At 61.8% G+C, this 14997-nt stretch carries 15 protein-coding genes; 10 read left to right on the plus strand and 5 right to left on the minus strand.

Features of this window, described 5'->3' with window-relative positions; genetic code table 11:
- Positions 1-155: 155 nt before the first annotated feature.
- Positions 156-1406: a cytochrome P450 gene (locus ABIE52_RS17165; protein ID WP_007734267.1), complete on the minus strand. Its 1251-nt coding sequence runs from the start codon at positions 1404-1406 to the stop codon at positions 156-158.
- Between the two features lie 174 nt (positions 1407-1580).
- Between ABIE52_RS17165 and ABIE52_RS17170 the strand changes: the two genes are divergently transcribed.
- The 4 genes from ABIE52_RS17170 to ABIE52_RS17185 all read left to right on the plus strand — a co-directional run bounded on the left by ABIE52_RS17170 (position 1581) and on the right by ABIE52_RS17185 (position 4471).
- On the plus strand, positions 1581-2744 hold the full coding sequence (locus ABIE52_RS17170) for a steroid 3-ketoacyl-CoA thiolase (protein WP_003945509.1): 1164 nt from the start codon (positions 1581-1583) through the stop codon (positions 2742-2744).
- Position 2745: 1 nt separating this feature from the next.
- On the plus strand, positions 2746-3234 hold the full coding sequence (locus tag ABIE52_RS17175; RefSeq protein ID WP_192711945.1) for a nitroreductase family deazaflavin-dependent oxidoreductase: 489 nt from the start codon (positions 2746-2748) through the stop codon (positions 3232-3234).
- A 57-nt stretch (positions 3235-3291) separates the two neighbouring features.
- Positions 3292-3705, plus strand: coding sequence for a hypothetical protein (locus tag ABIE52_RS17180; protein ID WP_007734258.1), 414 nt, complete (start codon positions 3292-3294; stop codon positions 3703-3705).
- A 94-nt stretch (positions 3706-3799) separates the two neighbouring features.
- A complete protein-coding gene (locus ABIE52_RS17185) occupies positions 3800-4471 on the plus strand; it encodes a GNAT family N-acetyltransferase (protein WP_003945460.1) in 672 nt (223 codons plus the stop codon).
- Positions 4472-4538: 67 nt separating this feature from the next.
- On the opposite strand, the gene ABIE52_RS17190 is transcribed toward ABIE52_RS17185, so the two are convergent.
- Positions 4539-5453, minus strand: a complete 915-nt coding sequence (locus ABIE52_RS17190; RefSeq protein WP_003945561.1) for an SDR family oxidoreductase — start codon at positions 5451-5453, stop codon at positions 4539-4541.
- Between the two features lie 102 nt (positions 5454-5555).
- Here ABIE52_RS17190 and echA20 point away from each other — a divergent pair, with 102 nt between their 5' ends.
- Genes echA20 through ABIE52_RS17210 form a run of 4 tightly spaced genes read left to right on the plus strand, consistent with a single transcriptional unit; the run spans position 5556 to position 9058 of the window.
- Positions 5556-6332 (plus strand): (7aS)-7a-methyl-1,5-dioxo-2,3,5,6,7,7a-hexahydro-1H-indene-carboxyl-CoA hydrolase, encoded by a 777-nt coding sequence (gene echA20, locus ABIE52_RS17195; RefSeq protein ID WP_003945611.1) that lies wholly within the window; start codon positions 5556-5558, stop codon positions 6330-6332.
- 7 nt (positions 6333-6339) lie between these two features.
- Positions 6340-7248 (plus strand): cholesterol ring-cleaving hydrolase subunit IpdA, encoded by a 909-nt coding sequence (ipdA, locus tag ABIE52_RS17200; protein WP_003945662.1) that lies wholly within the window; start codon positions 6340-6342, stop codon positions 7246-7248.
- A complete protein-coding gene (locus ABIE52_RS17205; protein WP_064075637.1) occupies positions 7245-8000 on the plus strand; it encodes a CoA-transferase subunit beta in 756 nt (251 codons plus the stop codon). The genes ipdA and ABIE52_RS17205 overlap by 4 nt, the downstream gene beginning before the upstream one ends.
- Positions 7997-9058, plus strand: a complete 1062-nt coding sequence (locus ABIE52_RS17210; RefSeq protein ID WP_019746967.1) for an NAD(P)H-dependent flavin oxidoreductase — start codon at positions 7997-7999, stop codon at positions 9056-9058. The genes ABIE52_RS17205 and ABIE52_RS17210 overlap by 4 nt, the downstream gene beginning before the upstream one ends.
- A 78-nt stretch (positions 9059-9136) precedes the next feature.
- On the opposite strand, the gene ABIE52_RS17215 is transcribed toward ABIE52_RS17210, so the two are convergent.
- Positions 9137-9856, minus strand: a complete 720-nt coding sequence (locus ABIE52_RS17215; protein ID WP_116057222.1) for an IclR family transcriptional regulator — start codon at positions 9854-9856, stop codon at positions 9137-9139.
- Positions 9857-10106: 250 nt separating this feature from the next.
- Here ABIE52_RS17215 and ABIE52_RS17220 point away from each other — a divergent pair, with 250 nt between their 5' ends.
- A complete protein-coding gene (locus tag ABIE52_RS17220) occupies positions 10107-10871 on the plus strand; it encodes an SDR family NAD(P)-dependent oxidoreductase (protein ID WP_007734247.1) in 765 nt (254 codons plus the stop codon).
- Positions 10872-10961: 90 nt separating this feature from the next.
- Entirely contained in the window at positions 10962-12110 is a 1149-nt protein-coding gene (locus ABIE52_RS17225; RefSeq protein WP_354541579.1) for a 3-ketosteroid-9-alpha-monooxygenase, oxygenase component, read from the plus strand.
- 245 nt (positions 12111-12355) lie between these two features.
- Here ABIE52_RS17225 and ABIE52_RS17230 read toward each other — a convergent pair whose 3' ends face one another.
- Positions 12356-13561 carry a winged helix-turn-helix domain-containing protein gene (locus ABIE52_RS17230; protein ID WP_050655742.1) on the minus strand — a complete coding sequence of 402 codons (1206 nt, stop codon included), beginning with the start codon at positions 13559-13561 and terminating at the stop codon, positions 12356-12358.
- 34 nt (positions 13562-13595) lie between these two features.
- Positions 13596-14855: a TetR/AcrR family transcriptional regulator gene (locus tag ABIE52_RS17235; RefSeq protein WP_354541505.1), complete on the minus strand. Its 1260-nt coding sequence runs from the start codon at positions 14853-14855 to the stop codon at positions 13596-13598.
- Positions 14856-14997: the final 142 nt, after the last annotated feature.

Genomic DNA, 14997 nt, shown 5'->3' on the forward strand with positions numbered 1-14997 from the left:
TGAGGGATCCCGCAGACGCCGCCGCAGTTCCAGGTTGCCAACAAGTGGCTCCCCGGAACGTCTACTGTAGTTCTGCGTGTTCGAGAGTGCAGAGGCAACTCCCGAAAACTTACACAGAACCTACTCGCCGGTTACCAGGTCAGTATATGTCCGGATCAGTGTTTGACCGGGCAGCCCGATGTCTTGTAATCAACCTGAAACTCTTTGATGCCGTTGAGCCAGCCCGAGCGAAGGCGTCGGGGATCCCCGAGCCTGGTGATGTCGGGTAGGTGATCGGCGATCGCATTGAAGATCAGATCGATTTCCAGACGGGCCAAGTTGGCGCCGATGCAGTAGTGCGCACCGGTGCCGCCGAATCCGAGGTGCGGATTGGGGTCACGCATGATGTCGAACTTCGTCGGGTTCTCGAAGACGTCCTCGTCGAAGTTGGCCGACGCGTACATCATCACGACGCGATCGCCCTTCTTGATCTTCTGTCCGCCGAGTTCGGTGTCTTCGAGCGCGGTGCGCTGGAAGGAAGTCACCGGGGTCGCCCAACGAACGATCTCGTCGGCCGCCGTCTTGGGGCGTTCCTTCTTGTACAGCTCCCACTGGTCGGGATTGTCGAGGAAGGCAACCATGCCGTGTGTGATGGCATTGCGAGTGGTCTCGTTACCCGCGACCGCAAGCAGGATCACGAAGAAGCCGAATTCCTCTGGGGAGAGCTCATTTCCGTCGATGTCAGCTTCGATGAGCTTGGTGACGATGTCATCGGCGGGACACTTCTTGCGCTGATCCGCCATCTGGTACGCGTATCCCAGAATCTCCATCGAGGCTGCCTGCGGGTCGATGTCGAACTCGGGATCGTCGTACGACGTCATCTGGTTGGACCAGTCGAAGAGCTTCATTCGATCTTCCTGCGGCACACCGAGAAGCTCGGCGATTGCCTGCAGCGGAAGTTCGGACGCGACCTGAACCACGAAGTCACCGGCACCGCCGGCAGCCGCGGTCGTGACGATCTTTTCGGCACGCTCGGTCAGTTCCTCGCGCAGGCTGTTGATGGCGCGCGGGGTGAATCCACGAGATACCAGCTTGCGCAGCTTGGTGTGCTCCGGAGCGTCCTTGTTGATGAGAATGAATCGCTGCATCTCGACGTTCTCACGCGGGATGTCGTCGGCGAAGCGAGGAATCGCAGTGTTCTCGTGGGTCGAGAAGATGTCGCTTCGCTGCGAAACTTCCTTGACCTCTTCATGACGGGTGACCACCCAGAAGCCCTCGTCCTGGAATCCACCGATTTCCGGGGGCTGCGGATTCCACCACACGGGGGCCGTCTTCCGGAGTTCGGCGAACTCCTCGAACGGCATGCGTTCCGCGTAGATGTCGGGGTCCGTGAAGTCGATTCCCTCGGGGAATGCGGGCTGTGCCACTGATGTCTCCTGCCCTAAGCCTTTTCATCACAGGGGTGATGGGGATCCGTGATGTGTAACACGTTCTACTCTCATTGAAACACAAGCCTGCTTACTAGGAAAGGAAACGTCGGCAGGTCTTGCTTCCCGCAGAGAACCTGTTCTACTTTTTCATTACAAGGAAAGGAGCCCGCTGTGGGCACACCAGTAATCGTCGAGGCTGTCCGTACACCGATCGGCAAGCGCGGAGGTTGGCTCGCCGGTCTGCACGCCGCCGAGATCCTCGGAGCTGCACAAAAGGGAGTTCTCGACCGGTCGGGAATCGACCCGTTGCTGATCGAGCAGGTGATCGGCGGCTGCGTCACCCAGGCCGGCGCTCAGTCCAACAACATCACGCGCACGGCCTGGCTGCACGCCGGACTTCCGTGGCAGACCGGCGCAACCACCGTGGACTGCCAGTGCGGTTCGGCCCAGCAGGCGAACCATCTGATCGCCGGTCTGATCGCCACCGGCGCCATCGACGCCGGTATCGCCTGCGGCATCGAAGCCATGAGCCAGGTTCCCCTCGGCGCCAACGTCGGCGATCAGGCCGGACCGCGCCGACCCGCGACGTGGGACATCGACATGCCCAACCAATTCGAAGCTGCAGAACGCATCGCGCGTCGACGCGGACTGACCCGCGACGACGTCGAAGCCCTCGGCGTCCGCTCGCAGGCGCTGGCCAAGCAGGCTTGGGAGGAAGGACGTTTCGACCGCGAGGTTCTCGAACTCTCGGCACCCCAGGTCGACAAGGAAGGAAACCTCACGGGCGAGACCAAGGTCGTCAATCGCGATCAGGGCCTGCGCGATACGACGGCGGAGTCCCTTGCCCGACTGAAGCCCGTCCTCGAAGGCGGGATTCACACGGCCGGAACGTCTTCCCAGATCTCCGACGGCGCGGCCGCAGTCCTGCTCATGGACGAGGACAAGGCTCGCGCGCTCGGATTGAAGCCGCGAGCCCGCATCATCGCCCAGGCGCTGGTCGGCTCGGAACCGGAATTCCACCTCGACGGACCGGTGCAGGCAACCAGCCGTGTCCTGGAGAAGAGCGGAATGAAGATCGGCGATCTCGATCTGTTCGAGATCAACGAAGCATTCGCATCCGTCGCACTGTCCTGGGCTCAGGTTCACGAACCTGACTTCGACAACGTCAATGTCAACGGCGGCGCGCTCGCTCTCGGCCATCCGGTCGGCAGCACGGGATCTCGCCTGATCACCACCGCACTGCACGAACTCGAGCGTCGCAACGGCTCGACGGCTCTGATCACGATGTGCGCCGGCGGCGCACTGGCCACCGGAACCATCATCGAGCGTATCTGAGATGACTACTCCCCCAGCCAAACCCAAGGGACTCGACGCTCCGGCGACGGTCAAGATCATCAAGTGGATGTCGAAGGCGAACGTCGCGATGTATCGCGCCACCGACGGGCGGCTGGGTAGCAAGTGGCGGGTCGGCAGCGCGTTCCCTCGCGGGCTGCCGATCTGCCTGCTGACCACCACCGGTCGCAAATCCGGCGAGGAGCGGATCAGTCCGTTGCTGTTCCTCGAGGACGGCGAGAACGTGATTCTGGTGGCGTCGCAAGGCGGTCTTCCGAAGAACCCGATGTGGTACCTCAACATCAAGGCAGACCCGGTGGTGACGGTGCAGATCAAGTCTCGGATCCGCTCGATGAAAGCCCGCGTCGCGACCGAGGACGAGCGTGCTCGGCTGTGGCCGATGTTGAGGGCGATGTATCCGGATTTCGACAACTATCAGGCCTGGACCGACCGGGTCATTCCCGTCATCGTGTGCGAGCCACTGAAGAGTTAAACGAACTGTTTACAACAAAACGTTTACATTGACCCGGGTTCGTGCCACCCTGGGTTCATGACCGATGACCAGTTCAGACCGATCGATTCCGGCCGCGAACGCGCACATCGCGAGTACGCCGGACTCTTTCGAATCAGCGAGCGCCACGGCGCGACCCCAAGCCAGCGCGCGCGGCAATCTCATCCGGAGATGCTCGAGCCCTACGGCGCGGTGCGCGTCGTGGCTCGTCTTGCGGGTGGCACCGACACACCGCAGCCGAACGAACCCGAGGTCGACGATGCCGACGTCATGGCCGCGTTGACTCTGATCCCCAAGGCCCGAGCCGAAATGGAACAGCTGGAAGCACTGTTCCTCGGGATTGCCCGCGAACGGGGCATGACCTGGCAGGACATCGCTTTCGGGCTGGGACTCGGAAGCACTCAAGCCGCCCGCCAGCGCTACGAACGGCTCGTTCGCCGCACCGGAGGCTGAACGCGTGCCATAACCGGCGAGTTGGAGCACTATTGACTCGTACGGTCCGCACGGCGTTTCGACAGAGCCTCGAACACAGCAAGGAGTCGCATATATGACGACGCATATTCAAGATCAAATCCTGGACCGACGCGAGATCACCTCAGCCCTCGTGCGTGCGCTGGAGCGTCGCCACGAGGTGCTGGACGCAGTGGTCGACAGCAAGGACCACCAGGAGGCACTGACCACCGTCGCGGAACTCCTCGGCACGTCGGAAGCAAATGCCGAAGCAGTTCTGAGCCTCAAGTTCAGCGCACTGACCAAGGCAGCGCGCGATCGCATCCAGGGCGAGCTGGAGAATCTCGACGCCACTCTCGAATGGACGACGCTCGATCGTCCCGCGAGCAGCGGGCAGAACTTCACCCTGCGTCCGTTCAGCGACAGCGCAGAAGACAAGGCACTGTTCACGATTCGCTCGGCCGAGCAGCTCGGCGAAGACGGCAAGCCGTGGAGCGAGGATCGGATCGAAGCCGAGCGCGTCGGCGGTCTCGGTCGGATCGACGACGAGAGCGCTGCCTGGTTCGTCGCCGAGGACGTTTCCGGCGACGGCCCGAAGAGCGTCGGCCTGGTATTCGGCGAACTCGACGGCCAAGAGGTGAACGTGGCGATCTGGATCGCGCCGGAATCTCGCAAGAAAGGCTACGGCACCGCCTGCGTGAAGCATTCGCGGCGCGAACTCGCAGCTGAGTTCCCCGGCACCGTGTTGGTGGTTCGGGCGCCCGCGTAGGCGGCACGCCGCCTGTGAGTGGTTGAGGAGTCCCTGCACTCCTTAACCACTCACAGGGCCGGAGGCCCTACGCCCCGTACACCGGCGTCGGAATCTCCGCCTTCTCCAACAGCGTTGCCACGACGGGCCCGATCTCCTTCGGGTCCCAGCGATCTCCCTTGTCCTCGCTCGGGCCGTGACGCCAGCCCTCCGCGACGGTGATCTTTCCGCCCTCTACCTCGAACACCCGGCCCGTGACGTCCTTGGACTCGGCGCTACCGAGCCAGACGACCAGCGGCGAGATGTTCTCGGGAGCCATGGCGTCGAAGCCCTCTTCCGGAGCTGCCATCGCTTCTGCCATCGCCCCGCCCGCGCCGACAGTCATGCGTGTGCGCGCAGCAGGCGCGATCGCGTTGACACTGACGCCGTAATTCTTGAGCTCGGCGGCGGCCTGGATGGTCATCTCGGCGATGCCGGCCTTGGCCGCAGCGTAGTTGCCCTGGCCGATCGAACCCTGCAGTCCTGCACCCGAACTGGTGTTGATGATGCGTGCGTCGACGGTCTTGCCTGCCTTGGCCTCGGCGCGCCAGTAGGCAGCAGCGTGACGGAGCGGCGCGAAGTGCCCCTTGAGGTGCACGCGAATCACCGCGTCCCACTCGCCTTCGCTCATACCGACCAGCATGCGGTCCCGCAGGAAGCCTGCGTTGTTCACGAGTACGTCCAGGCCACCGAAGGTGTCGATCGCGGTCTTGATCAGATTCTCGGCGCCCGCCCAGTCGGCGACGTCGTCTCCGTTGACCACTGCTTGGCCACCGGCGGCGATGATCTCCGCGACAACCTGCTCGGCCGGACTCTCACCGGTCGCGGAACCGTCGGCACCCGCACCGATGTCGTTGACGACGACCTTGGCGCCCTCGGCAGCAAATGCCAATGCATGCGCACGTCCGATACCGCGGCCAGCCCCGGTGATGATGACTACGCGTCCGTCGACCAATCCACTCATATTTGTCTCCTAATGCACTCTGCTCGGGCTTGTCGGCTCCGCTTGTGTGCTAACTTACCAAGCAATCGCTTGGTTTGGTACACAGACGTAAGGAATCCCGATATGGGCATCAGCACCTCCTCCGACGGAACCGGCATCACCACGGTCACCATCGACTACGCGCCGGTCAATGCAATCCCGTCCAAGGGATGGTTCGAGCTTGCCGACGCCATCCTCGACGCGGGCAAGGATCTCAACACTCACGTGGTGATCCTGCGAGCCGAGGGACGCGGATTCAACGCCGGCGTCGACATCAAGGAGATGCAGGCCACCGAGGGATTCGACGCGCTGGTCGCCGCCAACCGCGGTTGCGCCGCGGCCTTCGCGGCCGTCTACGACTGTGCTGTACCCGTCGTCGTGGCCGTCAACGGATTCTGTGTCGGCGGCGGCATCGGACTCGTCGGCAACGCGGACGTGATCGTCGCTTCCGACGACGCGATCTTCTCCCTCCCCGAGGTCGACCGCGGCGCACTCGGCGCTGCCACACACCTCTCGAGGCTGGTGCCACAGCACATGATGCGCACGCTCTACTACACCGCACAGAGCGTCGACGCGCACACACTCAAGCAGTTCGGCAGCGTCTACGACGTGGTCCCGCGCGAGAAGCTCGACGAGTGCGCTCGCGAGATCGCCGCGAAGATCGCCGCCAAGGACACCCGCATCATCCGGTGCGCCAAGGAAGCCATCAACGGCATCGACCCGGTGGACGTCAAGGGCAGCTACCGCCTCGAGCAGGGCTACACCTTCGAACTCAACCTCCTCGGCGTGTCCGACGAACACCGCGACGAGTTCGTCGCCACCGGCAAGCCGCGCGAGAACGCAACCCAGAAGGAAGGCTGAGACAAACATGGCTAGCAAGCGTGACAAGACGAAGTCGCTCGACGAGGTAGTCGGCGAACTCCGCAGCGGAATGACGATCGGCTTGGGCGGCTGGGGATCTCGCCGCAAGCCGATGGCCTTCGTGCGTGCGATTCTGCGTTCGGACATCAAGGACCTGACCGTGGTCACCTACGGCGGACCGGATCTCGGACTGCTGTGCTCGGCCGGCAAGGTCAAGAAGGCGTACTACGGTTTCGTGTCCCTCGACTCCGCGCCGTTCTACGACCCGTGGTTTGCCAAGGCACGCACCGCCGGTGAGATCGAAGTCCGCGAGATGGACGAGGGCATGGTCAAGTGCGGCCTCGAAGCAGCTGCCGCTCGCCTTCCCTTCCTCCCGATCCGCGCCGGCTTGGGTTCGGACGTCCGCAACTTCTGGGGCGACGAACTCAAGACCGTCACCTCCCCGTACCCCGAGGCCGACGGCCGCTCCGAGACCTTGATCGCGATGCCTGCGCTCAACCTCGATGCGTCGTTCGTTCACCTCAATCTCGGTGACAAGCACGGCAATGCCGCGTACAACGGCGTCGACCCGTACTTCGACGACCTGTACTGCATGGCGGCCGAAAAGCGTTACGTCTCCGTCGAACGCATCGTCGAGACCGAGGAACTGGTCAAATCCGTTCCACTGCAGAACCTTCTGCTCAACCGCATGATGGTCGACGCCGTCGTCGAGGCACCCAATGGTGCGCACTTCACGTTGGCCGGCGAAAGCTACGGCCGCGACGAGAAGTTCCAGCGTCACTACGCCGAGTCCGCCAAGACCCCCGAGTCGTGGCAGGCGTTCGTCGACACCTTCCTCTCCGGCAGCGAAGAGGACTACCAAGCCGCAGTAAAGAAGTTTGCCGATTCATCAAAGGCAGGGGAGCAGGCAAAATGAGCGAATCCACCGTCACCCGCGCAGAGTACGTTGTTCTCGCTTGCGCTGAAATCTTCTCCGGTGCAGGCGAAATCATGGCCAGCCCGATGTCGACGTCGTCCACCATCGGCGCTCGCCTGGCTCGACTCACCACCGAGCCCGACCTGCTGATCACCGATGGTGAAGCCCTCATTCTCGAGGACACTCCGGCCGTCGGAACAAAGGGCCCCGTCGAAGGATGGATGCCTTTCCGCAAGGTGTTCGACGTCGTCGCTTCCGGCCGCCGTCACGTAGTCATGGGCGCCAATCAGCTCGATCGCCACGGCAACCAGAACCTCTCCGCCTTCGGCCCGCTTCAGCAGCCGACGCGTCAGATGTTCGGTGTGCGCGGCGCCCCGGGTAACACCATCAACCACGCGACGAGCTACTTCGTCCCCAAGCACTCCAAGCGAGTGTTCGTCGACAAGGTCGACGTGGTGTGCGGTGTCGGCTACGACCAGATCGATCCCGAGAATCCGGCTTACAAGTACCTGAACATCCCCCGCGTTGTCACCAACCTCGGTGTCTTCGACTTCGGCGGACCGGGAAACACCCTCCGCGCGTTGAGCCTTCACCCCGGCGTCACCGCCGAAGAGGTAACCGAGAACACCTCGTTCGAGGTTGCCGGACTCGCCGAGGCCGGTATCACCCGTGACCCCACCGCCGAAGAACTTCACCTCATCCGCGAAACCCTCGATCCGCGCAACCTCCGGGACCGTGAGGTCTCGGCATGACCCCCACCCTGAAGACCGCGCTGACCGAACTGGTCGGTGTCGAGTACCCGATCGTGCAGACGGGTATGGGCTGGGTTTCCGGTCCCGCTCTCACGTCGGCAACGGCTAACGCCGGTGGTCTCGGCATCCTGGCTTCGGCCACGATGACGTACGACGAGCTCGAGCACGCGATCAAGAAGACGAAGCAGCTCACGGACAAGCCGTTCGGCGTCAACATGCGTGCCGACGCCACTGACGCCCCGCAACGCGCGGATCTGCTGATCCGTGAAGGCGTCAAGGTCGCGTCGTTTGCGTTGGCTCCCAAGAAGGAACTGATCGCCAAGCTCAAGGACCACGGCATCGTCGTCGTGCCCTCGATCGGTGCCGCGAAGCACGCGGTCAAGGTTGCGTCCTGGGGCGCGGACGCCGTCATCGTCCAAGGCGGCGAAGGTGGTGGCCATACCGGCGGTGTGGCCACGACATTGCTTCTCCCCTCGGTTCTCGACGCGGTCGATATTCCGGTCATCGCCGGTGGCGGATTCTTCGACGGCCGCGGGCTGGCTGCCGCACTGGCGTACGGCGCTGCCGGTGTCGCGATGGGAACGCGATTCCTTCTCACCAGCGACTCTTCGGTTCCCGATTCCGTCAAGCAGGAGTATCTCAAGCGCGGACTGACGGATACAACAGTCTCCCGCAAGGTCGACGGCATGCCTCATCGTGTGCTCAACACCGACCTGGTCAACAGCCTCGAAGGTTCCAGCTATGCAACCGGTTTGATCGCAGCGGCCAAGAATGCCACGAAGTTCAAGGCCATGACGGGCATGAAGTGGTCGACCCTCGCCAAGGACGGTCTCGCGATGAAGCGGTCGGGTGACCGCACGCTGATGCAGATCATCATGGCAGCCAACACACCGATGTTGCTCAAGGCCGGACTGGTCGAGGGCAATACGGAAGCCGGCGTGCTTGCCTCGGGTCAGGTTGTCGGCATGATCAACGATCTGCCCAGCTGCAAGGAACTGATCGAGAACATCATGGAGGACGCGGCCAAGCGTATCGACGCGCTTGCGGCTCTTCGCTGACGCAGATTCATCCGAGTGCGTCTCCCCCACTGCGCTTTTCGCGGAGTCGGAGGAGGCGCACTCTTTGCGTTTGTCGGACTATCCCGTCTTCTCCTGCTCGAACCCGTCGATCATTCCGAAATACTGCGAGATCGCTGCTGCCGCCATCTGTACGGGAGCGGCGTTCCTCTTGTCTATCGTGCCGCGAATCAAGGGCCCACAAATCGAGAGACCTACTGGCATGTGGTCGAGCACCCCGATTCGCGCGCCGATACAGCCCATCCCGGAATTGCAGATTCCGAACGCAACTGCGTGTTGGCGAACGCCATTGGCGTTGTGCGACGATGCCACCGATCTGTTGCCGGCGCTCAACAGTGACTTCCCGATGGTCGACGCTTGCGCTGGGATACGTGAGCCGACGCGAGTCTGAAGGTCGGGGACCATCAGGCTCCCGATCTTCTGGATATAGCGCACATGGTTTCCTTCCAACACCCCGAGGTGCACGGCGTGTCCAGTCACGAAATGTAATTGCTGAAGTAGGGGCGTAACCACTCGATCCACTTTGTTTCGATACAGCGAGAGCGCGCCCAGATCTCCTAGCTTGTCGCCTATCTCGTACTCGAGTCCTTCGCGGCGTAGCCAGTTCATCCTCACGAGTTTCAGTAGCATCCGGTGCACGGACGATCGCGGAATCCCGGTTCGGCGCGCCACCTCCCCCAATGTCAGCCGAGGCGCGTCACGAAAGCAGTCCACCACCACCGACAGTCTGTCGAGAGTTGACATGGGGATGGACTCTTCGGTGATCGGTCCGACCAACATCGATGTCTCCGTTCCGGTGGCCCGCCGCTTCGGCAGCCAACATTCGTTCCGCCCATCTGAGCTTCCGTGGACACACGACGCCAGTACGTTTCCCACGCAGCGGGAGATGCATCTGCATGGGCTCTCACCAGCACCTATACCGATGATCGGTCATGTTCGTTGAGCCCGAATCCATCCCTCGTCACAGTGATGACCGGAGCCCATCAGATCATGCGGCGCCGAGCAGAACGCTTCAAAATCAGGAGGACACATGAATGCTTCATCCCCGTCGACAGGCGTGATCATCACCGGCGGCGCATCCGGAATCGGATTGGCCTCCGCCCGCGCGCTCGCGGCGATCCGACGACCAGTCGCTCTCTGGGATATCGACGAGGCAAAAGCGGTCGATCAGGCAGCAGTGATCTCCTCCGAATTCGGCATCGACGCCATCGGAGTGGGAATCGATCTCACGAGAGCGGACGACTACGCGGCCGCATTGGCCACAACCCGTTCCTCACTTCCCTCCATCGGCGGACTTGTTCACTCCGCCGGGGTCGTCGATATCGGATCCCTCGAAGGAGTGACGCTCGACGTGTGGGAGACGGGTATCAACACCCATCTACGTCCGCTCATCCTGTTGGTTCAACAGTTGATGCCTGATTTCACGGCCAATCCCGGTTCGGCAATAGTCGGAATCGCTTCGATCAACGCAACTTTGGGCAATGCAATCAACCCTGTCTACTCCGCTGCAAAGGGTGGGATGTTGTCGATGGTCCGATCGCTGGCGGACCGACTGGGCCCGGACGGCATTCGGATCAACTGCGTCTCTCCCGGACAGATTCTGACCCCTCTGCTTCAGCCGACCGTAGACGCATTGGGTGACGGGGCATTCGAACGACGCATCCTCCTCGGCAGGCTCGGTCGCCCGGAGGAAATCGCACACGCTGTCCGCTTCCTGTTGTCCGACGAAGCAAGTTACATCACCGCAACGGAATTGGTTGTCGACGGCGGCAACATCTCGTCGCAACGTATGTGACTTGCCCAGAGATTTACACCCCTTCGACTGTCGTACAACGTCGCTCGGTCCAGCCCACCGGGTGCACTCACGAAAGGAAGAACATGGACAATTGCGGATGTCAATGAATCGGAAGAGGTTCGCATCATCGACCAGGGAGAACCTCCCACTCGATTTGCCCGCGGATGGCACTGCCTCGGCCTCGCCAAGGACTACAGCGACGGGAACCCGCATCCCGTCGAAGCTTTCGGTACCAAACTGGTCGTCTTCTCCGACTCGCATGGCGAACTGAGGATCCTCGACGCGTACTGCCGTCACATGGGCGGCGACCTGAGTCAGGGCACGGTCAAGGGCGATTCGATCGCGTGCCCCTTCCACGACTGGAGGTGGGGAGGCAACGGTAAGTGCACCGCGATTCCCTATGCTCGACGTGTCCCCCCGCTTGCCAAGACCCGCGCTTGGACTGCGCTCGAACAAGACGGGCTGCTCTTCGTCTGGCACGATCCCGAAGGCAATCCGCCTCCTGCCGAAGTCGCCATACCGATCATCAAGTCTGCGGAGCACGAGTGGACCGATTGGGTCTGGAAGTCGATAGTCATCGATACGAACTGCCGAGAAATCGTCGACAACGTCGTTGACATGGCGCACTTCTTCTACGTGCACTTCTCGTTCCCCACCTATTTCAAGAACGTCTTCGAAGGACACGTCGCCATCCAGGAGCAGAGCGGCATCAACCGCGACGACATCGTGACCTGGACCGACCCCGACGTACCGAAGTTGGTATCGAATCTTTCGACAGCGGCCTACCACGGACCGTCGTTCATGATCGACGACTTGCGCTACGTCTACGAGAACTTCACGACCGATTCGGTGCTGATCAACTGCCACTACCCGGTGAGCCCGAACAAATTCGTACTCATGTACGGCATTACCGTCCAGAAGTCCGCAGAGATGCCCGCCGAGTTCGCCGATCAACTTGTCGACGCAATGATCGGGTACATCGGCGTCGGATTCGAACAGGACATCGAGATCTGGAAGAACAAGACCCGTATCGACAATCCACTGCTCTGCACCGAGGACGGCCCGGTCTACCAACTACGCCGTTGGTACGAACAGTTCTACGTGGACGTCGCCGACATCACCCCGGACATGGTCGACCGTTTCGAATTCGAGATGGACACAAGCAAACCCATCGAAGTGTGGAAGCAGGAAGTCGCTGACAACATCGCACGCAGGGCCGCCGCAGGAGTAGGGCAATGACCATGGAACCGCTGGACTGCGAGCGGTGCGGAACATACGTCCTCGTGGAGAAGAACAGCTGGCATCACACGTCGACCCAGTGGCGATCAGATTCGCGCACGGCATGTTTGGAGTACCGCGACGATGCTGAACCGCCGAGAATTCGATCCGGAAGTTGTTCCGCATTGAGAAATTCCATCAATCAGGCAGCTACCGACGGACGCATAACAGTTCCCGAATGACAATCGTCCTCGCGACCTGAAGGCTCACGTCATAGCGGCGGCCAACTGCTGAGACAACGTACCTTTGTTCTCCACCTCGACGGTGTCGCAGCCCTGCCAACGCGCAGTTCTCCGAAGGAGTTCCGCCAACCGCGGCGCAGTGTCGGCGTCCGCGGTGGGTTCGGCCCACGCCGCGCGGACAAGCAGTCGACGGTTCTGACGGTCGTTCTTCAGATCGACTCGGGCGCAGATCTTGTCGTCGATCAACACCGGGAGCACGTAGTATCCGTGAACTCGCTTGTGCGCCGGAGTGTAGATCTCGATCCGGTAGTGAAAGTCGAAGAGCCGCAACGCTCGATCGCGTGCCCACACTACCGGGTCGAAGGGTGACAACAGCGCATCCGCACGGATGGACCTGGGACGCTTCGCTCGCGGATCGATCCACACCTCCCTTGCCTTGCCTCGACGCTCCCAGCCGTCGACGGACACCCGGCGCACGCTGCCGGCGTCTTCGAGTTCCTGCAAGGCCGTTCGTGCTTCTGCGCTGGGCAGACGAAAGTAGTCGGCGATGTCGTCGAGGGTGCCGAGACCGTGTGCCTTCACACCCCGCAGCACCAGTTCGCGTATCGCCTCCGACCGCTCGACGTGTGCGTCGAGTATCTCGGGTGCAAGCATCTGCTCAGCCAGGCCGTAACGACGCTCGAAACCGGCGCGCCCCGCCGAGACCACCTCGCCCCAACGGAACAGCGTCTCCAGCCCGACCTTCACGTCGGACCACCCCCACCACGGACCGCGCCGTGTGTTCGCCTCGTGTTCGATCTCGCTCGCCGCCATCGGACCGTTGTCGCGCAACTCCTGCCGCAACCAATCGAGGAAGACACTCCGATCGGAAGCCCACCCGTCCTTGTCACTCAACGCTTTGGCGCGAAACTGGTCCATCCGCCAACGGAACAACGGCCACATGTCCACCGGCAAGAACGTTGCTTCGTGGCCCCAGTATTCGAGGTATCCCGAACCGGGGGCGAAGGCAAGCTGATCGAGTCTGGATTTGTCGTATGCGCCCAATCGCGCATAAACGGGTAGGTAGTGACTGCGTTCGAAGACATTGACCGAGTCGATCTGCAGCACCTGCAGCCGGTCCATCACGCCGACCAGATTGCGACGCGTCACCGTCGTGGGATGCGATTTGCCGAATCCCTGAGCGGCAAGCGCTATGCGACGGGCAGCTGCCAGTGACACGACTTCGCTCATAGTGGGCCAGACTACGCACACTCACCGACACGCTTCAGGCGGCCGAAGCCCGACGGCCGAACAGTACTGCCGACATGAACACCTGCAACATGGCCGCGTTCTCTGCGGCAGCGTCGAACTTCATCATGCGGCCGACATCCGGGACCAGGTTGAGCGCAGCGTGAACTACGAACTTCGCCTCTACTGCCGACAGCTCAGGACGAATCTCGCCGAGCACTCGCGCCCATTCGACCACGTAAAGCTTCTGGCGATTCTTCAGATCGCTTCGATGACTCGGCAGAAGGTTGTTCATCTCGGAGAAGTAGACCGACATCAATTCGTGCTGTGCAAACGACAACTCCACGTACATCGCCGACAGTGACCGGAGCACTTGTTCGTGCGAAGTCGCGGAGTCGAAGACCGCTGCCGTCGCCAAGTCCAAGCGATCTGCAGCTCGATAGAACACGGCGCCGAGAAGCTCTGCCTTGCTGGGAAAGTAGCGGTACATACCGGACGCGTTCAAGCCGGCGGCCGCGGCGATCTCTTCGATGCTGACGTCGTGATACCCGCGAGAGTCGAAGAGGCGCACGGCTTCCTGCAAGAGACGTTCACGTTTGTTCGTGGTCACGATTCGAGGTAACGAGGACTGCTCCAAGCGGCTAGCGGTGATTGCACCCTCACCTTGATCTATCGCCAGACACGCGTCGAGCAGAACCTTCTCCATCGCTCGCTGGGGCAGCAACAGGTTATGGACGGTGATACTGCCGATGACGCTGAACATCGCTGCCACGACAAGGGTCTCGTCCCTCGCCGTCATCGCGGGTTCGGAACGCGAAAGATACCGGGCTACTCGGCGATTGACCGTACTGGTCTGCGCTCGAACGGATTTCCGATCATCGGTGTCGAGAAACCGGCTCTCCCAACGATAGATTCCGGCCGTACGCCGATTGCGGATCGTCGTTCGTATCACTGCAATCAGATCTTCGCGCAACCGCTGCGCATCGGTTGCCGCAGGCGCAACCGAAACGGCATCGAGGGCACTGGCGAGCGCTCCGGTCAACTCCAGTGCCGCGTGGCGGAACATCGCGTACTTGTTCGGAAAGTGCCGATAGAGCGCCGAACCCGAAATACCGACCGCCGACGCGATGTCGTCGACACTGACAGCAGGATATCCGCGCTCACTGAACGCGATTGCCGCTGCAGCCGCGATCTGCGCCTTGCGGTCCTTCGGTCGCCTCTTGACGGAGTCGGACCTCGGCTGCCGAACAATCCCATTCGACGTCTGCGCGTCGACGAACTGATCGTTCAGGCTCACCGTGTACCCCACTCTCCAGCCCTCACGCACAAAGCACTTCGATCCGCCTGCTCATCAGACGAGAATCAGCATAAGCATGATTCTGAAAACTCGTACACCGATTTCAGCACATCGCGCGTCTAGAGTTTCATACATGCAGGTA

The sequence above is a fragment of the Rhodococcus sp. OAS809 genome (assembly GCF_040546695.1).
Taxonomy (GTDB): domain Bacteria; phylum Actinomycetota; class Actinomycetes; order Mycobacteriales; family Mycobacteriaceae; genus Rhodococcus_F; species Rhodococcus_F qingshengii.